This is a genomic window from Sphingobacterium allocomposti, from assembly GCF_008124885.1.
Classification (GTDB): Bacteria; Bacteroidota; Bacteroidia; order Sphingobacteriales; family Sphingobacteriaceae; genus Sphingobacterium; species Sphingobacterium allocomposti.
The window spans coordinates 140636-163931 of the sequence record NZ_VNHX01000008.1; the positions used below are offsets into that span (position 1 = coordinate 140636).

The window sequence follows — 23296 nt, forward strand, 5'->3', positions numbered from 1 at the left end:
TTTTAGTTGTCAGTGTTTAATTGTCGGTGATTAGTAGTTGGAAAAGCTAGATGGATATATTAGCTATTCTAGCCTCATTAACTATCCACTACTTTACAAACTTCGCTTCATATACTTTCTCATTATCCTTCCAGTCTGTAACGACCAATTTAAAGGTGTGGTTGCCCTTGGGCAGCGCGGAGTCGAAGCGATGCCATACGTGCCGGTTTTTGGAATCGTATTCCATTAACACCCACTGACCGTCAATATAGCCGTTAAAGGATTGGATGCCCGAAAAGTTGTCGCGTATCGTAAAATCTATTGTACGTTGCGCCGAAACATTTTTGCCGGGGCTCAGATTGCGTGGCGTAATCGTTGGTGCTATCGTATCGACAGCGACATAAAAGCTTCCAAAATTGCGGGTGTTAACGCTTACCCACCCATCTTCAAACTTTCCGCCTTCCGACCCGTTTTCGGCTGATGCTATCAACGCCTTCGGTTGTAAGTGGTCGGGTAGATCCGTTGGTTTAATGCGCAGCGTATATGCGGAGAACAGGGGCGTCAGCGTATTATGGACGCGGTGTATTAAAGAGTAGCCGCCCGATGGTTGCGCGGCTGTGGTGTATTCGAAGTCGAGGTCGCTATATAACACACCGCTTGGGAGCTCCAGCCGTAGGTCGCTCGTTTCGTATTTATTTTCCCGATCGTATTTAAACAGGGCAACACCGTACCGCTTTACAGGTACGGCGGGGGCACCGGATGTGTTTTTGATCTGGAAGTTAAGCTCACTGCAGTTGCCCTGCACGTCTTTAACGACATATTTCACGTCGTATATTTTTTCTTCGGGCAGGCTGATGACCCCGCCGTTGTTCAGTGTTTTAAAAAGCTCAATCGGGTTGCCGGGATCCTTAAAGCTCTTTTGTACTTTCGCCTTTGTCTTTTTCCAGTGTGGATAATCTATATATGAGTGGATCGCCCGGCTGGTGTTGAAATCGAGCTCTTCGAACAGCGCAGTCGTTATAGGCTGTCCGTCGACAAACAATTCAATCGAGTAAACCCCGTTCTGGAAGCCTCCGGCGCGGTGACGGTCGATGGTGTTGATACCGAGACCAAACTTACCGCTGACGGCGATCGGACCGGCGGCGCTGAGGGCATAGCGGCCACTTTGCAGGGCACGTGCAGCTATGGGGCGTCGAGGTGTATGTTCGTTGAACACGCTGTCGTTGAGGTCGTACACGACGATGCCGCTGATCGTGGGGTTGAACCGATCGGGAAAACGCAGCCCGAAAAGCTGCGGATTCAACGGACGTTGCGTTTTTGTGTCCCTTATTTCGAAGTGTAGGTGCGGTCCTGCAGATCCTCCGGTGTTTCCTGCGTTACCAATATATTGCCCCTTCGAGAGGGGGACACGGTTAGGCTCGACCATAATGTCCACATCAAACCGCTGCTGCTTATACTGCTCGGCCCGGACGATCTGGGTAAGGGCGTCGTTGAACACGTCCATGTGGAGGTACACCGAGGTATACCCATTGGGATGATCTATGTAGACCGAGTTTCCACCTCCGCCAATTTGCACCCTGACGCGCGAGACATAACCCTCGGCAGCCGCATGGAGCGGAAGACCGATACGCTGCTGTGTGCGGTAGTCGTCGCCTGCGTGAAAATGGGTAGAGCGCAGCTCGCCAAAGGTGCCGGATGCATCCATGGCGATATTCAGCGGGTTCCTAAAGTAGCCTTGTGGATAAGAACGGGTCGTAATAATATCCGCCTTCTGCGCGTGGACCGTCATCATCATCGCACTCAAGTACGCTAAAAGCAAACCGGATTTTTTCATGATATTTTTCTTTTTCATGCGGGAGCATCAAGAGCATGTAGCCTACTTAATAGCACAGCTAAATAGGTGCCGCTCCCCGATAAAACCATCAAACTTATCGCCTATGGCAATAGGACCTACGCCTACTGGCGTGCCCGTGTAAATTAGGTCGCCTTTCCGTAACGTAATATACTTCGAGATAAAGGCGATGAGTGTGTCAAAATCAAAGATCATGTCCTTTGTGTTCCCCGATTGTACCACATCTCCATTTTTTTGCAGTGAAAAGGCCATGTCTTTCAGGTCGCCCAGTTCTTCTTTAGGAATAAGCGGGCTGACGACTGCAGAATGGTCGAATGACTTGGCCAGCTCCCACGGCAGCCCCTTTTCTTTATGTTGCGCCTGGATATCCCTTGCGGTAAAATCAATTCCCAGACCCACGGCGTCGTAGTACTTGTGCGCAAATTTCTGCGACACGTGCTTCCCCTCGTTGCAGATGCGGAGAACCACTTCTACCTCGTAGTGGATATCGTTGGAGAACTCCGGATAATAAAAATCTTTATTGTCTTTTAGTACGGCCGTATCCGGCTTCATAAAGATAACGGGGGTCGAAGGTACCGGATTGTTGAGTTCTTTGGCGTGATCGATATAGTTTCTACCTACTGCAATTATTTTCATTTATTATATTATCTATAAGTGTTTAATTTTTATCGTATAGATGAGTTCGTTCCACTCGGTTATTCATCATCTGTAATATAATTTTATCGCTGACAGCATCAGCTGCCCCCTCTTCGTCTGGACCTTGTCGTAGTCCGACCTGCACCTGACGGCCTCCAAAATGTCGGATGAACCCATTTTGTCGGTTCATTGCTTTTTGCCTCGCAGGTACACGCGTATCATGCGATAGGTTGGCTGTTGGGAAGCAGATCGCGCCGACGGCGGACGTTTCATCTACGTGTAACAAACTTACTAAATCTACAGGGCCAATCCAAGCGACGCGGAACTGCCGGCAGGCCGAAGCGGAAATGCGACCAGTGTTCTAGAGGGTTACTAAAGATATAATAGAGGGTTGATAGAGGGTTTATAGAGGTAAACCTCAATAAAGACTCTATTTTCTCTCTACTATCTTTCATTATAAGCTCCTTTATGCTTAACTTTAAGTCGACTAAGGGTCGATCATGTACCGATTATAAATTTTCTAAACTATGGCAGTATTAAAAGATGGAGTCCATGGCTCCTTTTCCGGAAAGGTAGGAAATGTGGTGGGTTATGAACTTAATGGACAGGCGATCATCAGAAGCCTGCCCAACAGGAAAAAGCGGAAGCCCACGCCGCTAGCTCTTATAAACCGACAGCGGATGACAGCCGTATCGGGTTTCCTCCGTCCGCTGAAGCCCTTTATCGCATTTGGATACCGGCATTTGGCCCCCCCGGGAAGCCGGGTAGGACCTTTTCAGACGGCGCAGTCGTACACATTTAAACATGCCATCGACTATGGCCCCGGAAATGTTCCTTATGTAAATCCAGAAAAGGTTCTTGTTATGCGGGGTACACTTCAACCTCCTGTGGTGACCGGTGTTAAAAGAGCTGGCAATACGATCAACTTGGAATTTGCAGATAAAATCGGGTATATCGGGCAGAACCTCGTTCTGATTGTATACGACCTGGAAACCTGTGCCGATATGTACAGTGTAACTTTGCGTGCAGGAACTGGAACTTGTGCTGTAGAGCTTCAGCGGGGATGGGAGAACGCAAGGCCGCTACATGTCTATGCTGGCTATCACGATATGTTGATCGATGAGCTTTCCGATTCCGTGTATCTGGGGTGTTTTTAGTGCCACCTTGCAGATGGCCTGGTTTGTAAAAAAATAGGCGATGTTCGTTCTTGTGTCGGCGAATACGCTTACATTTATGGGATGAAAAATATTCAGGCCGTATTATTTGATTTAGACGGAACACTAATAGACTCCGAACATTTTTATTATAGTAACTGGAAGCCCATTCTGGCGCAGTATTTTGGGTTGGAGATCAGTTATGACGACTGGATCGAGTATTTTGCGGGACACACGTTGGTGGACAACGTACGCTTTCTAAGCGAGAAGTGGGGAATTGAAACGACTGATGAATTCATGTGGAAGGAGACCAGAGCAGCGTATGCTAAATCAGATATGACTAACATAGCGCTGATGCCCTACGCAGCCGAAATTTTAGATGAATTGCAGGCTGCGGGAAAGCGGATAGCGTTGGTCACGTCCAGTTTCCGGACCACGGTGGACACGGTCCTGGGACACCACGGGTTGCTGTCCTATTTTGAATTTTTTGTAACGCGCGAAAAAGTCTCCCGTCCGAAGCCGGACCCCGAACCCTATGTTTTGGCTACAACGCTGTTGGGTCTTCCTAAGGAGCAGGTGGTAGCTATCGAGGATACATCAACGGGCTTTACGTCGGCCCAAGGGGCTGGTTTAACATGCATTGCCGTTACAAGGCAGGCTGCGGAGCGACGGAAGCTGGTTGAGGCCCCGATCCTATTGCCGGGCCTTCAGGAGGTGCGGGAACTGCTGTTGCCGTCCCTGCCTTAGCATGTTCCATATAATTTTTTTAACTTAGAGCCCTTAACACCACACATCTATGGATAGAAGATCGGCCATCAAACAGCTGTTTGTCCTGGCGGGAGGGATGATGATTGCAACATCCTGCTCGACAAACACCAATACAGCGTCCATTGCCCTAAACAACGTAAAGTTTACCGCGGGAGATGAGGCATTACTGTCGGACCTCGTAGACGCGATTATTCCCAAGACGGACAGCCCTGGCGCAAAAGAATTAAATATCCATCTTTTTGTGATGAAAATGGTAGATGACTGCCATAGCCCGGAAGATCAGGAGTTGTTCCTGCAGGGGCTGAGCAAGGCGTCTGGACTGTCGGACAAGCCGATGGAAGATCGTGTTGCCTACCTAAGCGCGCTGGATAAGGACGATGTTTTTTTGAATATATTGAAGCAGCGTACGATACAAGGGTATCTCAACTCCGAGTACGTCATGAAGAATAAATTGGTTTACGAACTGGTGCCCGGCCGGTACGATGGCGCGGTAAAAGTGGAAGCATAGTATGGCGAATATAAATATTGACTCACGAAAAGATAGAACGTACGATGCGATTGTCATCGGCTCGGGAATAAGCGGCGGGTGGTCGGCAAAGGAGCTGGCAGAGCGCGGATTAAAAACCTTGGTATTGGAAAGAGGCCGCGACGTGCAGCATGTGAAAGATTATCCGACGACAAACCTGTATCCGTGGGAATTCGAGCACCGGAATGAAATGCCCTATAAGGTCAGGGAGGAGAATCCTATTGTCAGCCGCTGTTACGCATTTCACGAAGACGCGGCGCACTTTTTCGTAAAGGACAAGGAACATCCTTATATACAGGAGAAGCCTTTTGATTGGATCCGCGGATATCAGGTCGGGGGCAAATCCTTGTTGTGGGCCAGACAGACCCAGCGCTGGTCGGACTTCGACTTTGAGGGGCCCCTGCGCGATGGCTTTGCTGTCGATTGGCCGATTCGTTATGCCGATCTGAAACCTTGGTATGATTATGTAGAGCGTTTTGCCGGGATTTCAGGCGACCGCGATGGCTTACCCGAGCTGCCGGATGGCGAATTCCTGCCGGCTTATCCATTAAATGTTGTAGAGAAATACTTTAAGCAGAAAGTAGAAGCCAAATATTCCTCCCGAAAGGTGATAGCAGCCCGGTGCGCGCATATTTCCAAGCCTCAGCCGATTCATATTCAGCAAGGACGGACACAATGTCAGAACCGCACCCTGTGCCAACGGGGTTGTCCTTTTGGAGGTTATTTCAGCTCGAACGCCTCGACACTGCCGTGGGCAGCCAAGACAGGAAATATGACGTTGCGACCCGACGCCGTGGTTCATTCCATCCTTTACGATGGCGATAAAGGACGCGCGATCGGTGTCAAGGTCATTGATCGAAATACGAAGGAGGAAATCGACTTTTATGCTAAACTTATATTTGTCAATGCGGCGGCGATCAATACCAACCTGATTTTACTGAACTCCCGCTCGGACAGGTTTCCGAATGGCCTAGGTAACGATAGCGGAACATTAGGAAAATATGTAGCCTTTCACAATTATAGCGCAAGGATATATGGCGAGTATGAAGGCCTGCTAGACTTTAAAACAGTCGGAAGAAACCCTGCGGGCGGAGGCTATATTCCGCGGTTCCGAAACCTGCATAGGCAAGAGACGGATTTCCTGAGGGGATATGCTGCGGGGTTTAGTGCCTGGCGTTCTTCGCATGCTGACCGATCCGGATTCGGCGATGATCTGAAAAACTCTCTCCTCAATCCGCAGCTCGGTAATTGGGGCGTTGGCTCCCACATGATGGGCGAAACTATCCCGAAGGCATCCAATTATGTCGCTCTGGATGCACAGCAGAAGGACGACTGGGGTATGCCGCTATTGAAAGTTCATATCGACTACGACGATAATGATGAAAAAATGAAAAAAGACTATCTGGATACGTTAGAAGAGATGTTCCAGGAAGCAGGATTCACGAATATCCGCCGGGACGATCGCTGGCAGGCACCAGGATTGGATATTCATGAAATGGGGGGCGTCCGCATGGGGAACGACCCGAAGACGTCTATGCTGAACAAGTGGAATCAGATGCACGCCGTGCCGAACGTCTTTGTAACGGATGGGGCGTCGATGACATCTACTTCGACACAGAATCCTTCTTTAACTTATATGGCTTTCTCGGCGCGTTCAGTCGACTACGCTGTGAAGGAAATGAAAAAAGGAAATATTTAGGATGGCGGTATTGAGATAAACGAGCCGGTAGCGTCCATGGAATCTACCGGCTGTTATGCTGAGCGCAGTTGGACCGTCCGCGACAGCGCGGCAGATACCGCCGTACGACCGGATTCGCACATGGATCTGTGGTGGAGTCCGTGTGCTGCTCTACCGCGAAGCCTGTCGCCATACCTCCTCAAACGAACGATTATATTCTTCACCCATCAAACGACAGTAGTTGTCGCTAAACCGTTTGTAGAAGTCTGTCGGCCGCTGTTCCATATGGCCTCTGGCTAATGCGTAGAGACCGTTTTCCAGGGCAGGCTCGTTCGCCGGATCTACCGCAAGGAGCATCGTAGCTGCGCGAAACAGCCTGATCCAGTTCTTCTGTTCACGGCTCTGGGCCATCGACTCCTGAAAGGCACCGATCAGCATGCTTTCTGTCCTGTTTTTGATCTTATCAAAGATCGGATCATCCATACCCAATAAGAACTCGCCCCGCTCCAGTACGGCTAAGATTTCATCGGAAAGGATATCCATGCCGGCCGCCAGCTGCTCTTTTAGGTATTGATAGTCGCAATAACAGGCCGATCCGACCACCGCACGGTAGTGGCCGTCTTCGTAAATTATCTCTATCCCATCTAACTCGCTAAGCACCTTTCGTAAACTATTGATGGCCACCCCCCGGGAAGCTTTGACTTTGTCTTTGGGTTTATCTGGCCAAAGAAGGTGGCTGAGCAGGTTGGAACTTATACCTGCGGCATCGCTCTGGAATAGTATCAGACAGAACACCTGCTGTAACCGGGTGCTGAACAGGTGGGAAATATCCATGCCCTGTTTGTCCACTACGGTGAAGTCGCCGAAAAGGTAGATACGGTTGATGTGTGGCGCTGTAGCAGGCTGCAGCGCTTCGGTGCCGTCGGGTTCATCGGACAATGGTGATACGGGTAACGTGCGCGTCTTGTAGCGACCGCGGTAGCGTGTATATAACAAACTGCCGACGCAGAGTGCAATGACGGCCGCGACATAAGGCAAGACGGTTCTTCCGCGCTTGGTCGGGAAAGCATGCAGCTGTGCCTCGTTGATAGCTGGAAAGTCGAGACTGTATATGGTGAGTTTGGACCGAACGTCGTCGTCGGACTCTTGTACTAAGGCGATTAGTTTCCCGAGATGGGCGTCGAAATATAGCCTGGCACGTGTACTAATCCGGTCTGAATAAATAGGAATGGAATCGCCGAGCTCTTCGTGCTTGCCGTCCCGGATGGAGAACCGCCGCAACTTAATGTGCGAGTGCGTGAGATGCTCGGGATAGCCAAGCATATATAGCCACGTCGTGTCCGGTATAACTAGCCCCCGTGCGGGTACAAAAAGGTTTTCTTCCCATTGGAGATCCCATAGTTTTTTGGAATGTCCCGTTTCAGGATCTATCGTATACAGGTCATAAAAGTACTGTCGTCCGACAATATGTTGACCGGATTCGTTGCCCATCCCGCCGAAGATGTATAGTTTACCATCTATGCCCGATCGGCCTATGGACGTGAAGTAACGCGGAAGAATCGGATCGCCCCGCAAACCTGTCGGCATCGACCAGCGTTTGCTTTTCAGATCGTAAAACCGAAGATCGTTGCTGTAGACGGTATTTCCGAATCCGCCAAACACGAGCAGTTTACGGTAATCCGGTAAAAAATGGGAGGCGTGGTGGTTCAGTTCCCGATGGGGATAGTCGTCGCTTTCTGCCCGCCAGGTGAAATTCTGAAGATCCAAGCTCGCTACAGTAGGGCCCTCATAAGGCGTAACATAAAAAGTTTCATAAACGTAGAGCCTATCCTCCTGTGGGTCGATGAAGCTATTGCCTAATTTGAATTTCATCGGGCAGGGCGTCTGAAACCGTATGGAGCGTTTCTGCCCAGTCTGCACCTGGTAAATCTGCAGAGAATCGCCGTTAATGTAGTAGATTGACTTCCGTTTCGGGTCGTACTCGGACGCTGCAGGACTCGAAGAATACATGGAAACATGCTTTTGCCAATGGTAGGCGTGATTTAGCAGCCACGTTCCATTTGTCACCTTTCCCATAACCTCGCCGGAAGCATTGTGTAGCTTGTTACCTGCGCTTTCGCGTAGTGGAAAGATGATTTTTTTTTCGAGGTTGCCAATCTGGAAATTGCGGAGTGAAAACGAGGGAACATCAATCATATAATCGCTTCTCCCAAATGTGACACGGGGGGCATAGGGCGACTGCAGGGAGGCTGGGGCCGTCTGCTCCGGCTGGTCGGCGATTTGCAGTGCGACCTGTCCCTTCTGTAGATCAAACATGACGCGTACCGGAAACCAGTGTCTGTCTTTGAGATGCTGAAGCGGAATACGCGCGCTGATGAGACTTGTTTTTCCTTCCTCGTTTAACAGGAACAAGGCATGGTCATCTTCCTCGTTATAGTATAAATTGAAAATCGGACGTTGTTGTTTTTCCTGAATCCTTACAATGTATCCGCCGCTGTCATCGTTGGGGAGCTGGAGGTCGAAGGTGAGGGTGAAATGCCCGCGGAATTGCGTAGCGTTTTTTGGGAAAAAATCGGCCGAAGTCCGCTGCTCAATCGGACGGTTGCCTCCCGTAAACTGAATGCCCTGACCGGAAACGTATTCCGAAGAGATAAGGAATACCATCAAAGTAATAACGGCAAGGAAGGAGCATCTCACTCGGAATCTGTGCATGTTTCGGACGATCAATCTCATTTAGGCTTTTTCCAACGTAACTTTATGACAAAGATAATAAATATAAGACAAAACGATTTAGTGCGGGGTGCACGACCAAATTCCCGCTGGAAAATGGTGTATTCCTCCCGGGCTTCGACAGGCGCTGCCTGACAATGCTACGCTGGGCCTGTCGAAGAGCTAGTACAGGCGCTCGACGGATGGTTCGAGCGGTTCTCCATGACAAAGCAAATCTATGGAACACCTTTACTACGCAAAGGTGAAATCCACCGGAGGAAGACCCACAATATGCGGGGTTAACATTTTTTTTTTAGGTTAAAAGCGGTTTTTTAACCCACGTTTTAATCCCCCTGTTTCTATTTTGTTCCCGAAATCCGCGTCATAACGTATTTCACCAATTAAAAATACTGTGTTATAAATCTGATTAAACAATCTTTTGAAATGAAGATTTTTGCTACTACCATTTATTGTTCGGTGCTGCTGATCGTGGCTGCCACGACTGTACTTTGCGCTGGATGCGCGGCGTATCCGTCGCGGCCGGGGCTTAACGGGACGGGAAATAATCCGCCGAGCCTGGCTGTCCAGAACCTGGAGCGCTCTATAAACCTGATCGATGTAACCATCAGCCATTATTTTGATCCTACCACGTTCGAGATGCGTCGCTTTTACAACCCCTTTACCAACGTTAAGTCGGAGGAGCGTGCTTCTGTTTGGATGTACACCGCGGGGATCGAGGCCGTGAACGCCGTCCTGTCAGGGCTTAAGCAGGCAAAGGAGTCGGGCCATAGTCGTCTTTACGACCTGCATTATGCGCGATATGTAGACTTATTGGACAAACTTTACGCGAATGCCGACTATTACTTAGGTACGTTTGAACTGGTTTCGTTTACACAGACCAGAACCTGGTCGGTGTATGCGGTAGACCGGGTAAAAGAAAAGGGACAGGCAAACGTGAAGGGCGTTTTAAACGTTTATGACGACCAGATGTGGCTGATTAGAGAGCTATTGGACTCTTATAAGCTGACGGGGAAAGCGGAATACCTGAACAAAGCGGAATACCTGACGGCCTATGTCCTTGACGGATGGGATGTGACGCGCGATGAAAATGGAAAGGAGAATGGTGGTATTCCTTGGGGGCCGGGATATACGACCAAGCACGCTTGCAGCAACGGGCCGCTAATCAGTCCGCTGGTGTGGCTCCATGAAATCTATAAAGGAAAGCCTGATGAAATAGAACACCGCTTCGTGGATGAAAAAGACGGCCGGACACGCCGCAGCCGATACGTGACAAAGCAACAATATTATCTGGACTATGCGCGCAGTATCTACGGGTGGCAGCAAAGTATGCTGCTCAATGCCGAAGGCGTGTATGCGGATATGATGGGGGGCTGCGTCCCGAATTGCGACGTTCGCTATGAAGAGGTGAATGGTGTGCGTTACCGGGCGAACACCGCTTTGAGCCGGGCCGTCGGGCAGGCCTATACGTATAATAGCGGAACAATGTTATCGGGCGCAGCAGACCTTTACCGTGCCACAGGCGATGACAAATATCTGGAAGATGGCCGTAGTCTCGCTAGAGCGAGCTTTGCGCAGTTCGCCTCGCTGGGGAGAGATATTCCGGAATACTACAGCTTCGGTACGGACGGTTTCAAGAACTGGTTTAACGGAATCCTTCTACGGGGGTATCATGACGCGGCCGCATTCGGGGAACCGGCAGTCTACCTGAATGCCTTCCAAAAGAATCTAGATTATGGCTTTGCTCACTTCAACCATAACGGCTTCCTTCCTACAAACCTGTTGAAGGGGTGGGCGGAAGACAAGGAAAAGCAGGGCGTCGAAGGCATGTTCATGTTTGCCTACGCGGCACAGTACGCGATTTTAGCCAAGCACGAACTGCCCGGGGGGCTGTAGTCGCTCAACGCCATATAACGAAGAACCTAATTGAAAATGAATGAAATTTAAAATCCAATGAAGAACTTGAAAAATGTATTTTATGTAACGCTTGGGGCGTTGATGTTCATCTTACATTTTGGCTGCGAAAAGAGCCGCGATGTTACGGATATTCAGCGGGGAACTGTGAGGGGAACGGTGACCGATGCCCATGGCGACCCTATCTCCGGCGTGACAGTGACTCTTTCTGGTATTAACGAAGAAGATGAGGTGACGACCAGCGGAAGCGACGGAACATATTCTTTTGACAACGTGACGTATAAGACACACGCGGTAACTTTCGAAAAGGATGGCTGGATGGCTGTCGGCCTGACGGTCACGGCTGCCGATTTTGATGATGATGGGGTAGCTACCATTAGTGTAGATATGATCAGCGCTTCTGCACGGATCGTAGGAACGGTGACCGATGCGCTTCAGGCAGGAGAGCCACTTTCGGGCGTAACCGTGTCCATTGGCATGGTTGGTGGAACCGCCACGACTGACGCAGATGGAACTTTTGTCATTCCTAACCTGATTGAAAATAATTACACGGTCACATTTACGAAGGCTGGATATGTTTCTATCGTGAGAACGGTAGTGCCGGATGATTTTGTCGATGGTGTTGCTACGCTGGATATTCAGATGGGAAGTGAAGAGCTCCTGCCTGGATTAACAGCTATCGACTTGAGGAGTGCCGAAAAGTGGTATTATAATGAGTATCGCGGAGGGCGGAATGCGGATGCCTATCCGCATTGGGATTGGGCATGTAATTACATGAGCACGTTAGACTTTAGAGGTGCATGGCAGGAACAGAACGAAGGAACCACCTTGCAGATCCGAAACAACGGGGAAGACCGAAACAACCCCGCTGATATGGACGTCTTCGATTCTTTCGTCTATGGCAGTAAATTGATTACGGATGATAATAAGATTCTGTCACTAAGGCTTCAAACCCATAATGCAGATGCCTCGGCACCAGCCTATTTCGGTGTACAGGTGATCGATCTGAACGCCCCCCAGCCGAAAGCGGAGAAAGTAGGCGAAACCCGTACCTATGGATCTGGGAGTTACGCAGATTTTGACTTCGACCTAAGCGCTTATGTAGGCAAGGAAGTTATCATAGCCATCGGTATATATAGGCAATCGACTGGCGATTATTGGAAGCAACTTGTTTTGCGAGCAATCCGATTTGCGGATCGAAAAGTGGAGAATTGGGATTGGCTTCCCGGCGCGGAAGTTATCGATGGCTGGAAACTTTCTCACGAAACTGTTAGATCTACCATGCCTCACACGAAAAAATCGTTTACCGGTATCAGTCCAATAAGTGGCAACCGCGACAACTATGTTGATGCTTATCGCTCTTGGAGGAACGTGGATCACGTTGCCGCCCGGTGGATGTTCATGCCGCTGAAAAAGGACCCGGAAGTATTTCCTTCCGAAGGATATATCATCAAGACGCGGAATACGCCAGAGGTGGATACCAAGGTGCCGGAGGCCTATCTCTATGCTAAATTCTCCGTTGCATCAGGAAGCAACAGGCTGACTTTTAGTACCCGTAATTTCGGAAGCAACTTCACCTATTTTAAATTGACTGCAATCAAGAACGATGGAACAGTTACCCATCTTTCGCCCATCTCAAATACTGCGCAGGAAGCATCGCCTGCGAGCGATGGCTGTTGGAGATTCAAGCATGGTGACGGGGGAGCCAACAATCCGGAGGGATACGCTTTATTTACGTACGACCTATCCGCATTCAACGGTTCCGATGTGACGTTAGCACTTGGCGTATACAATGGCGAAGCAAATACCGGAGAGAACAAGTTGGTGATACACCAAATTAGACTGGATTAATCAAATAAGCTTAACAGATACAACCGCGCTGTAAATAGCATTGACACGTAGGGCAATGCTATTTACACGAGCTCTCATTAACCACTAAAAATAAACAGATGAAATTGAAAAAAAGTATGATTATCGTGATGGGGAGCCTTTTATGCTTCTTTGTCAGCGCCTGTGATAAGGCGAAAAACGATGATGAGACAACACCGCCGGAAGAGACCAACCTCGCGACGAGATCACTGACCCGCGCTATGGAGATTACAGATAACGCCCTTGAAGCTTACTTTACGGGAAGTGGGATGACGATGGCGCGATACTATAACCCTTATTCCGAAACCCGATCGAATGAAATAGGTAGCGTGTGGATGTACACGAGTGCGATTGAGGCTGTTACAGCCATTCTTCGAGCCCTTGAAGCCGAAAAGGAACAAGGGGATGCTACCCGCTACGACGCCCATTTTAATCGGTACGAACAAGAACTTATGAAGCTCTACGATGGGGCGGATTATTACCTAGGAACATTCACCCTGACCTCCTACACCGGCACCAATGAGTGGACGGTGTACGGCGTGAATCGGGGCAATTCGAAAGGTGGGGCACAGGTAGAGGGGATTGAAAACGTGTATGATGACCAGATGTGGTTGATCCGGGAGTTTTTAGAAGCCTATAAAGTTACCGGCAACGAACTGTTTTTGGAAAAAGCGGAATATCTCACGGCGTATGTGCTTGACGGGTGGGATTGCACTATTGACGAGAACGGGAACGAGGTTGGTGGTATTTCTTGGGGTCCCGGATATGTTACGAAGCATGCTTGTAGTAATGGGCCCATGATAAGCCCGTTGGTTTGGCTACACGAACTCTACAAAGGTAAAACTGATGAAATCGCGCATCGTTACATTGACGAGACGGACCGGAGAACGAGAAAATCTGTACAAGTGAAGAAAAGCGATTATTATCTCCTATTCGCGAAAAAGATCTATGAGTGGCAAAAAAATTATCTTCTTCGGGGTGACGGGGTGTATGATGACATGATGGGAGGCTGTACGCCGGGATCTCCACAGTTGGAGCAAATCGGAGGGGTTAGCTATCGTCGGGGCATTACATGCCGCGACCGGGTAGGACCGGCCATTACCTATAACAGTGGTACAATGCTGTCGGGAGCAGCCGATTTGTATCGCGTGACAGGAGACGATAGATATCTCGTGGACGGCACAGCACTGGCTAACGCAAGCTTTTCTTACTTCGCCAAAAAAGGAGTAAACGTTGCTGACCATTATACCTTCGACATCAGTGGCTTTAGAAACTGGTTCAACGGGGTGTTGATGCGGGGGTATGTCGACTTTTACCCGCTTCATAAAGATACAGACAGCTACATTGACGCATTTCAGAAAAATCTGGACTATGCGTATGAACATTTTTTCTACAAAGGATTTTTGCCAACAAACTTGTTAGTCGGTTGGAACCGCGATCGAGGTAAAAACAATACGGAGGGGATGTTCACCTTCGCTTTTGCGGCCGAGTATGCGGTTTTGTCAAGATATGAACAAACAAAATAGCTAATCAATAGTGTTAAAAAGAACCAGCATGACCAAGAATTTAATTATTGAAACGAAACTATTTATTTACACGATATTGTTTGGGTTTCTTGTGATTCCCAGCAGATAAATGTGTCTGGGCGCGTAACAAGTTCCAACGGAGAGCCGCTTGGTGGGGTGTCGGTATCTGTACAGGGGGCTTCGCCACAGGTTGCGACCAGTACAGATGTCGAAGGGCGATACACAATTCAGGTTCCGCAAGGCGCAGTATTACATTACTCTTTTGTAGGATTTTTAAGCGTAGAGGAGACAGTAGGCACGCGAAGCCGTATCGACGTGATTTTAGAAGTCGATGAAGCCGCCTTGGAAGAGGTTGTTGTTGTTGGATATGGAACGCAGCGGAAGGTGTCCTTAACGGGAGCAGTGTCGGGAATCAAGGGGTCGGAAATGCAACAAACCCGCAATGAAAATCCACAAAACATGCTTACGGGACGTGTTCCTGGCGTACGGGTTTGGCAGCGCAGTGCTGAGCCCGGGTCGTTCGCCGCTAACTTCGATATCCGTGGCCTCGGCAGCCCCTTGGTGGTTATCGACGGAGTCCCGCGCACAACAGCCGATTTTCAACGGCTTAATCCAAACGACATCGAAGATGTTTCCGTGTTGAAAGATGCGTCAGCTGCAATATATGGGGTGAGAGCTGCTAACGGTGTGATTCTCGTGACGACTAAAAAGGGAAGCCGTACCGGCCATACGAGCATTTCGCTCAACAGCTCCTACACGTTTCAGCGTCCATCCGGGCTACCGGTACTTGCCGACCCATACCAGACAATGACCATCTACAACGAGATGGCCATGAACAATATTAACGGTGGCAATATTATTTACACGGACAGCGATTTCGAAGCGTTTAGATCGGGAGCGCGTCGTGCAACGGATTGGACGAACTTGATTTTTTCCGATTACTCACCACAGACCCAGTCCGATCTAAGTATTACAGGAGGAAGCGAAAAGACGCAATATTACATTGGAATGGGACACCTCTATCAGCAAGGGTTCTTCAAATCAGGCGACCTTAACTATAGTAAAGTGAACCTCCGCTCTAATATCAGCACCGAAATTGCTAACGGTCTAACCGTTGACCTAAACCTTAGCGGGGTTATGGACCAGCGCAATAGCCCTTATTCCAGTTCGGTTGATATCATTAGAAACTATTGGCGTCAGGGGGTGCTTTTTCCGGCATATGCAGATCCCGAGAACACTATGCTCAACTACGACGGGCTAGATCTTGAGGAGAATACCGTGGCGATGATGACGTCGGACATCTCGGGTTACCGTAAACACGGCCAGAAGGTCTTCCAATCTTCCGCGGGCCTTAACTATAATTTTGGAACGCTTAATGATGCTTTGACAGGTTTGTCGGCGAAGGCTATGGTCAGCTACGATTACCGTATGGATGACAACAATATCAACCGGAGAGAGTACTATCAATATGCTTACAATCAGCTGACTGGCTCCTATGATGCAAAACTGTATAATAACAGTTCTCCGAACCAGATACGGAGAGAAATGTTCAATAGACAACAGGTGCTGGGACAATTTATCGTTAATTATAACCGGACATTTAATACGAGACATCGGTTGGATGGATTGGTGGGCTGGGAATCGCAAAAGCACACCGGTGACAATTTTTATGCGCAACGTAACCTAGCGTTCGGGATGGATTACCTGTTTGGTGGTGTAGACGAAGACCAGCGGGGAGGAATGAGCAGTTCCTTAAATGACGTGTATCAAACGGCCAATTCTGCACTGTTTGGAAGGGCTAACTATACGTTTGATGACCGTTATATTGCGGAGGCCCAGTTCCGGTACGACGGTTCGTCCAAATTTGCCAAAGGTCATCAATGGGGCTTCTTTCCGTCAGCGTCCGTAGCTTGGCGTATATCCGAGGAGCCATTTTTCAAGAACTGGGAAAGGATGCAGTTTGTAAACCAGCTTAAGTTGCGTGCAAGTTATGGCGTATTGGGCGATGACGGTGCGCTCGAATACGACTGGGCCACAGGATATACTTATCCTGCTACTTCGGGAAATGCGTCGCAGGGCTACTATAACCAGTACGCTCCTGGATATATGTTTGGCAACCAATTTGTCTATGGCGTTTCTACGCTGGCATTACCTAACCAGATGATAACATGGTTTACCGCTCACACCTTAAACCTCGGTGTCGATTTTGAAGGATGGAACGGCCTGTTGGGCTTTTCGGTCGATTATTTCGAAAGAGAAAGACATGGCCGTTTTGCACGTCTTTCCGCGGAGCTTCCGACCGTCGTTGGAGCCACTGCTCCCCGGGAAAATCTCGATAGCGATAAGCATTTTGGAATGGATGTAGAAATTTCGCATAGGAACAAAATAGGCGATCTATCCTATCGGGTGAAAGCCATTGGAACAATCACACGTCAGAAATATCTTGTTGCATCAGAGAAAGGGCCTTGGGGAAACTCTTACGACCGTTGGCGAAATGATAACCTGAACAACCGTTTTCAAGGAATGCAGTTCGGTTATCAAGGCGTGGGACGCTACGAGACTTGGGAAGATATATGGAGTTACCCGATATACAAAGATCGAGACGTATTGCCTGGGGATTACATATACTTGGACTGGAACGGCGACGGAGAGATCAACCATCTAGATGTACATCCCGTAGCTTTCGACCAAACACCATGGCTTAACTATAGTTTTGTATTTGATGCCAATTACAAAAACTTCGACCTGAGCTTCTTGTTGCAAGGATCTGCGCTTGGCTCAATGGAATACAAAGAGCCCTTGTATGCTATATGGGGAACCAACGGTGGCGGAACCCTCGAGCAGTATACCGATAGATGGCGCCCTGTGGATCCGCAGGCGGATCCCTGGGATCCATCCTTGGAATGGATCAGCGGCCATTATGGCTTTACGGGTAACTATCCGTTTGCCAATTCCACGTTTAATCGCGTGAGTACGGCCTACCTACGTCTTAAAAGTATAGAACTTGGATATACCCTTCCGAAATTTCGTGCGCTGTCGACTATGAGCTTGAGAATTTTTGCTAACGCGTACAATCTCTTGACCTTCACGAACGTGAAATTTGTCGATCCGGAACATCCGGACGACGATCTTGGACGGATGTACCCGTTAAATAAGACATTTACAGCAGGGCTGTCGCTGGGTTTTTAACTAGCGTTTTTTACGAACAATTATTTAGATATGAACCTGCATAAACGGCCAAGTACCAAAGCTAATGAATAATTTATGCAAGCTTCATTACCGTTAAAAAAGTAAACTATTTGAAATGAAAAAGATATATCGACTTACCGTGGTCGTCTTCGTGCTACTCACTTCGTGTGTGGATTTGGATATCCCGCCAGCAAATATCATCGGGGATGAAGACCTGCTGACTACCGAGTCAGGGGTCGAGATTTATTTGTCAAGGATGTACAGTAATATGCCCTTTGAAGATTTCAAGTATATGGCGCAGTGGGGCGTGGAGTTTAACTCCTGGCTAGGGGCGCTGGGTATTGAGGGCACCGGCGAGGCGCTAAACCGTGATGGGATTAGCTCGGCATTTACCGGCGAAAGAACGCCGTATTGGAGTCAGGCCATGACTTTGCTGAGAGATGCCAATTATTTGATTGAGACGCTCCCCCAGTACCAAAGCTCATTTCCCGAACCTATATATAATCATTATCTCGGCGAGGCTTATTTTGTTAGAGCGATGGTGTTCAACGCTATGGCTAGGCGATTTGGAGGCGTGCCGCTCGTGACAAAGGTGCTGCATTATCCTGCTGAACTCTCGACGCTTGAGGTACCTCGCTCCAGCGAGGAAGATACGTGGAATCAGGTCCTCGCCGATTTTGATCAGGCCGTCGAATTGCTGTCGTTGACGAGTCCGAAGAAAGGTTACGCGAATAAATATGTAGCCCTGGCGTATAAATCAGACGCAATGCTTTACGCAGGAAGTGTGGCCAAGTATAACGAGTCAGTGCCGGGACGTCTAACCGGACTCGGCGAAAAGACCGGCGTACGCGTTATCGGCTTCGCGGAAAATGCCTGGCAAGCAGCATCAAAGAAGTATTTTAGAGAAGCGTACCTAGCTGCCCGGGAGATTATAAAGCATGGAAACTATTCCCTCTATAAAAAAAGGTGGGAAGCCAACAATCCAGAAGCGCAATACCAAAACATGGTGGACATGTTCAGCGACTTGGAAAGCCTCGAAAATATTTACGTTAAAGAATATTCTTTCCCGGTCCATACGCACGGATTCGATGCCTATAGTGCGCCTTTCGTGTTTAAAGCACCGTTGGCATCAGGGACCTGTCCTACATTAGACTTTTTGGAACTTTTTGAGGGCTTCGACCGCTATCCAGACGGCACGGTTAAGGTAACAACCGGCAACTCGAACACGCAAGGTGAGTACCTGCTTTACGATACACCTCTCGATTTTTTTAAGAATGCGGAACCCCGCCTACGGGCTTACGTTATTTTTCCGGGAGATCGATTCAAGGGAACGGACATTGAAATCCGGGCTGGCGTTTATACTGGGCCGACCCCTATACAGCCTTTGTTCAATGATTACTCCTATCAGGCTGCTGAAACGAGGTATCAACACTTAAACGCATATAGGGCTAATCCTAAGACACTTTATCTTAGTCCGAGAGAAGGAACAAGTCAGGAAATTGTAGACTATAACGGTCAACAAATGACCGCTGCGGGAGCTAATGGGCCATTCTACGATAATGGAGAGGGAAATTTGACCGGACTTTACATAAGAAAATGGTTGAATTCTGATCCATCTTTCGTAGCGGGAGAAGGACGTTCGGATCAACACTTTGTGCTCATGCGATATGCCGAAGTGCTGCTGAATGCAGCGGAGGCAGCGGTGGAGCTGGCACTAGCAGGCGAGGGATCTCCCGACGAATCGGATCTGATGCAGGTGGCTACCGAGGCTGTGAATGCTATTCGGGAAAGGGCCGGTGCGGCGTTGCTTACTGCCCCGGTTACTCCTACAGAGAGTGGGCGTAATATCGTACGAAAAGAAAGACGGAAAGAGTTGGCGTTCGAACATAAATCGAAGTGGGACATCCGAAGGTGGCGGGTGCAGCATTACGAAGGAAGGAACGGATTTTGGGGCGAAAACAAAAATAGAGACGCGTTCAGTAACAATACTCGTTACCGTTTCCGGGGATTATACCCTTTCTTTTCGACCAGTACCGGGAAATATTTTTTCGATGCGCGGTTCCAATGGGTTAGTTTAAAAACATTCGAATACAATATAATAGACTATTATTTTGCTATTCCTGGAGGAGAAGTGTCGAAAAGTCCTGTCATAGACCAACAACCTAATAGGTAACGCGGAAGCAGTTGGTAAAAGTAAGTTAATAGAATAAAGAAAATATAAAAATAAACAGATGAAAAAGACAAGCATTTTTATATCATTAGCGTCTCTTTTCTTTTTGGCATCCTGCAGCATGTTTGAGCTGGATAATTATCCAGCTCCAGCCGAAACACTGAAAGGTGAAGTAGTTGACATAGCTACAGGAGAGCCGGTGCTGACGGATCAGGGGAGCGAGGGCATTCGGGTACGCCTCATCGAAACCAGCTGGGGAGATAATGTTACGCCTAATCCGGATTTTTTCTGTAGACCTGATGGCACCTTCCAGAATACGAGAGTATTTAAAGGAAGATATAATGTCCAGGTAGACGGGCCATTTATCCCGCTATTACGCGAAGACGAGCGAGGAGTACCATTGGCAGATGAAACAAAAGATATAGACATTGAGGGCGTTACCGAAGTGCGCTTCGAGGTGCAGCCATTTCTTAAAGTGGAGTGGGTGGACGAACCGCGCGTAGTTAACGGTAAGATTCAAGCAAAAGTACGAGTTACGAGAGGAGTTTCGGAAGAGGAGTTCCGAGAGAAGATAGAGCCAATGGGCGGGTACAGCAACAGTTTTCAGAATATAACGGATATCCAATTGTTTGTAAGCTATTCCTCTTCGGTTGGATATCGTGCTCGGGATGAGCGTTGGTCGAGTGAGATTTTGTATACTGGATCATCGTTTAACAGCCTAGTTGGCGAGCCTATTACTATTGAATCAAACGGAACCATTCCTTCTGGACGTATTGTCTTCATCCGCGCCGCAGCCCGCATCAATTACGACACGCCGGCTGGGAGCGGCACCCGACGTTGGAATTACTCAGATGCAAAAGAGGTATTGGTAAGATAACGCAGGCAAACAAGAGGTTATGATAAATAGAACATATATAGGCATTGCGTGTCTGCTCGGAAGCTGCGGACCGGTTATGGCACAGCAGACGACGGACAAAGTGAAGACAACGTTTCAGACATCGCGGGAGTGGCGTCCAACGATCGATAATAGGGCGGATGCGGTCATGATCTATGGCGTAGGCGGAAATCCATCGGACAGACACAGGCGGGTGCCGTTTCCGGAACGGGTGAAATCCTGGAAAGATAGAGGGTACACCATTCATTTTATGACAGGTATTGCCTGGGGCGAGTATCAGGACTACTTTACGGGACAATGGGATGGTAAATGGCATTTGGATGAGGGACAGGTAACCCAAGCTCAAGACACGATCTGGCATGGACATATGGTACCCTATATCGTACCCACAGATAACTTTCTAAATTATCTGAAGGAGAAACATGTGAAACCGGTCATCGACGCCGGAATCGATGCCATATTTATGGAGGAGCCCGAGTTCTGGGCACGTGGGGGGTATAGCGAAGCGTTTAAAAGGGAATGGAAGAAATATTACGGTTTTGACTGGCGCCCGCAACATGAGTCGCCGGAGAACACTTATCTTTCCAACAAGCTGAAATACCAACTCTACTACAAGGCGCTGAACGAAGTGTTTACCTTTGCCAAAGAATACGGGAAGTCTAAAGGTATGGATGTAAAATGTTACGTGCCGACGCATTCGCTCGTCAACTACGCCCAATGGATGATCGTCTCGCCCGAGGCCAGTTTGGCTTCTCTGCCGGTTGTAGATGGTTATATTGCGCAGGTTTGGACGGGCACTTCGCGCGAGCCGAACTATTTTAACGGAAAGGAAAAAGAGCGTGTGTTCGAGACGGCATACCTCGAGTATGGTTCGATGGAATCGATGACGGCCCCTACAGGCCGGAAGATGTTTTTCCTAACGGATCCTATTGAGGATCGTGCTAAAGATTGGGTAGACTATAAGACGAACTACCAGGCTACGTTTGTGGCTCAGCTGTTGTATCCGAAGATTGCTGATTACGAAGTTATGCCCTGGCCGGAACGGATTTACGAGGGATTGTATCGTACGGATCCAAACAGCGACCGGAAAGAACGTATTCCACGCCACTATTCTACACAAATGCAGGTGATGATTAATTCGTTGAATCAGATGCCGTTGAGCGAGAATAAACTTTCTGGTAGCGAGGGCATCTCTGTGCTGATGGCGAATTCGTTGATGTTCCAGCGCTTTCCTACGCACGAAGGGTATGACGATCCGCAGTTGGCAAACTTTTACGGACTTGCTCTTCCTTTTCTCAAGCGCGGTGTACCGGTGAAGACGGTCCACATCGAGAATTTAGGTTATGCGGGGGCGTTGGCGGATACGAAGGTCTTGCTGATGACTTATGCGAATATGAAGCCGCTTGATCCGATAGCGCATGACCAGCTGGCGGCGTGGGTAAAAGCTGGCGGGCAACTTGTCTACAGCGGCACGGACCGCGATCCGTTCCAGACCGTTCAGGAATGGTGGAATACGGGTGCGAACCGATATAAGGCGCCCGCGGACCATCTGTTCGGGAAGATGGGTATTGCCGCAGGAGCTAAGGAAGGGCTTTATGCTTATGGTAAGGGATCGGTACAGATTATCCGTACGGACCCGAAAGAATATGCTATGCGGGCCAACGCCAGCGAAGACCTGATCCGCGCTGTACAGGAACGCTACCGGACCGCGGGAGGATCGTTGGCTTTTAAAAACAGCTTTTACCTGCGGCGGGGGCCATTCGAACTGGTTGCTGTCATGGATGAGAGTGTCAGCGAGGAGCACTTTACCATCAACGGCACGCTAATCGATCTGTTCGATCCTAAACTCCCGGTATATCCGGCACGGACAATTGCTCCCGGCGAGCAGGGATACTTTATGAACGTCGACCTCATTAAGAACAAACATCAGCCGCAGGTATTGGCCGCTGCCTATCGTGTTTATGACGAGGAGATTACAGGGAATAATTATTCCTACGTGGCAAAAAGCCCTATAGAAACGACGGGAATTTCGAGAGTGCTTCTTCCGCGGCAACCGCGACGCGTAAAGGTCAACGGACAGGACATATTTAATCTGCAAAACTGGGATGCTAAATCAGGAACCTACCTCCTAGGGTTTGAAAATAACCCCGACGGAGTTAAGGTCGAATTTGCGTGGTAATAACATAAATACCAACTTGCGAGGCTTTCATTAGGCCTGTGCATGGACCACTGGAGGTTGTCTAAAAAGCCTTTTTTTAAAAAGGAATCCCCGATACGTGAAAGTGTCGGGGATTTTTATTGTTTGTCCTAAAAAATGGTTATTTTTAGGTGTACCCAAACAATATGGCAAACATACTATTCAAAGCATTACCATCCAATAGTCCGAGTCTTTTTCCGGAAGATATTTTTGCAA

Annotated in this window: 14 protein-coding genes; 11 read left to right on the forward strand and 3 right to left on the reverse strand. The window is 48.7% G+C overall.

Annotation, left to right across the window (positions count from 1 at the left end):
• Positions 1-88: 88 nt before the first annotated feature.
• Together BC792_RS08035 and BC792_RS08040 are read right to left on the reverse strand one after the other, a co-directional pair.
• Positions 89-1813 carry a M23 family metallopeptidase gene (locus tag BC792_RS08035; protein WP_148908476.1) on the reverse strand — a complete coding sequence of 575 codons (1725 nt, stop codon included), beginning with the start codon at positions 1811-1813 and terminating at the stop codon, positions 89-91.
• Between the two features lie 42 nt (positions 1814-1855).
• A complete protein-coding gene (locus BC792_RS08040) occupies positions 1856-2467 on the reverse strand; it encodes a fumarylacetoacetate hydrolase family protein (protein ID WP_148908477.1) in 612 nt (203 codons plus the stop codon).
• A 527-nt stretch (positions 2468-2994) separates the two neighbouring features.
• Between BC792_RS08040 and BC792_RS08045 the strand changes: the two genes are divergently transcribed.
• The 4 genes from BC792_RS08045 to BC792_RS08060 all read left to right on the forward strand — a co-directional run bounded on the left by BC792_RS08045 (position 2995) and on the right by BC792_RS08060 (position 6614).
• On the forward strand, positions 2995-3624 hold the full coding sequence (locus BC792_RS08045; protein WP_148908478.1) for a DUF6266 family protein: 630 nt from the start codon (positions 2995-2997) through the stop codon (positions 3622-3624).
• A gap of 81 nt (positions 3625-3705) precedes the next feature.
• Positions 3706-4368 carry an HAD family hydrolase gene (locus BC792_RS08050; protein WP_148908479.1) on the forward strand — a complete coding sequence of 221 codons (663 nt, stop codon included), beginning with the start codon at positions 3706-3708 and terminating at the stop codon, positions 4366-4368.
• Positions 4369-4417: 49 nt separating this feature from the next.
• Positions 4418-4897, forward strand: coding sequence for a gluconate 2-dehydrogenase subunit 3 family protein (locus BC792_RS08055; RefSeq protein ID WP_148908480.1), 480 nt, complete (start codon positions 4418-4420; stop codon positions 4895-4897).
• Position 4898: 1 nt separating this feature from the next.
• Positions 4899-6614 (forward strand): GMC oxidoreductase, encoded by a 1716-nt coding sequence (locus BC792_RS08060; RefSeq protein ID WP_148908481.1) that lies wholly within the window; start codon positions 4899-4901, stop codon positions 6612-6614.
• A gap of 150 nt (positions 6615-6764) precedes the next feature.
• Here the strand turns inward: BC792_RS08060 and BC792_RS08065 are convergent, their stop codons facing one another.
• Positions 6765-9257 (reverse strand): Kelch repeat-containing protein, encoded by a 2493-nt coding sequence (locus BC792_RS08065; RefSeq protein ID WP_148908482.1) that lies wholly within the window; start codon positions 9255-9257, stop codon positions 6765-6767.
• Between the two features lie 489 nt (positions 9258-9746).
• Between BC792_RS08065 and BC792_RS08070 the strand changes: the two genes are divergently transcribed.
• From BC792_RS08070 to BC792_RS08100, 7 genes are all read left to right on the forward strand, one after another.
• A complete protein-coding gene (locus BC792_RS08070) occupies positions 9747-11216 on the forward strand; it encodes a glycoside hydrolase family 76 protein (protein ID WP_148908483.1) in 1470 nt (489 codons plus the stop codon).
• Positions 11217-11273: 57 nt separating this feature from the next.
• The gene (locus BC792_RS08075) at positions 11274-13085 is read left to right on the forward strand and encodes an MSCRAMM family protein (protein ID WP_148908484.1); all 1812 of its coding nucleotides are present in this window, start codon (positions 11274-11276) and stop codon (positions 13083-13085) included.
• 98 nt (positions 13086-13183) lie between these two features.
• Positions 13184-14629, forward strand: coding sequence for a glycoside hydrolase family 76 protein (locus BC792_RS08080; RefSeq protein ID WP_148908485.1), 1446 nt, complete (start codon positions 13184-13186; stop codon positions 14627-14629).
• Between the two features lie 111 nt (positions 14630-14740).
• Positions 14741-17818, forward strand: a complete 3078-nt coding sequence (locus BC792_RS08085; protein ID WP_211357497.1) for a SusC/RagA family TonB-linked outer membrane protein — start codon at positions 14741-14743, stop codon at positions 17816-17818.
• A 115-nt stretch (positions 17819-17933) separates the two neighbouring features.
• On the forward strand, positions 17934-19991 hold the full coding sequence (locus BC792_RS08090; RefSeq protein ID WP_148908487.1) for a RagB/SusD family nutrient uptake outer membrane protein: 2058 nt from the start codon (positions 17934-17936) through the stop codon (positions 19989-19991).
• A 58-nt stretch (positions 19992-20049) separates the two neighbouring features.
• A complete protein-coding gene (locus tag BC792_RS08095; protein WP_148908488.1) occupies positions 20050-20865 on the forward strand; it encodes a DUF3823 domain-containing protein in 816 nt (271 codons plus the stop codon).
• Between the two features lie 19 nt (positions 20866-20884).
• Complete coding sequence (locus BC792_RS08100) at positions 20885-23062, forward strand: hypothetical protein (RefSeq protein WP_211357498.1); 2178 nt, start codon at positions 20885-20887, stop codon at positions 23060-23062.
• Positions 23063-23296 lie beyond the last annotated feature (234 nt).

Coding starts and splice junctions, on each gene's coding strand:
- BC792_RS08040 (WP_148908477.1), bottom strand. CDS start 2,467: ATGAAAATAATTGCAGTAGGTAGAAACTATATCGATCACGCCAAAGAA.
- BC792_RS08095 (WP_148908488.1), top strand. CDS start 20,050: ATGAAAAAGACAAGCATTTTTATATCATTAGCGTCTCTTTTCTTTTTG.
- BC792_RS08090 (WP_148908487.1), top strand. CDS start 17,934: ATGAAAAAGATATATCGACTTACCGTGGTCGTCTTCGTGCTACTCACT.
- BC792_RS08060 (WP_148908481.1), top strand. CDS start 4,899: ATGGCGAATATAAATATTGACTCACGAAAAGATAGAACGTACGATGCG.
- BC792_RS08045 (WP_148908478.1), top strand. CDS start 2,995: ATGGCAGTATTAAAAGATGGAGTCCATGGCTCCTTTTCCGGAAAGGTA.
- BC792_RS08065 (WP_148908482.1), bottom strand. CDS start 9,257: ATGGTATTCCTTATCTCTTCGGAATACGTTTCCGGTCAGGGCATTCAG.
- BC792_RS08035 (WP_148908476.1), bottom strand. CDS start 1,813: ATGAAAAAATCCGGTTTGCTTTTAGCGTACTTGAGTGCGATGATGATG.
- BC792_RS08050 (WP_148908479.1), top strand. CDS start 3,706: ATGAAAAATATTCAGGCCGTATTATTTGATTTAGACGGAACACTAATA.
- BC792_RS08055 (WP_148908480.1), top strand. CDS start 4,418: ATGGATAGAAGATCGGCCATCAAACAGCTGTTTGTCCTGGCGGGAGGG.
- BC792_RS08100 (WP_211357498.1), top strand. CDS start 20,885: ATGATAAATAGAACATATATAGGCATTGCGTGTCTGCTCGGAAGCTGC.
- BC792_RS08070 (WP_148908483.1), top strand. CDS start 9,747: ATGAAGATTTTTGCTACTACCATTTATTGTTCGGTGCTGCTGATCGTG.
- BC792_RS08075 (WP_148908484.1), top strand. CDS start 11,274: ATGAAGAACTTGAAAAATGTATTTTATGTAACGCTTGGGGCGTTGATG.
- BC792_RS08080 (WP_148908485.1), top strand. CDS start 13,184: ATGAAATTGAAAAAAAGTATGATTATCGTGATGGGGAGCCTTTTATGC.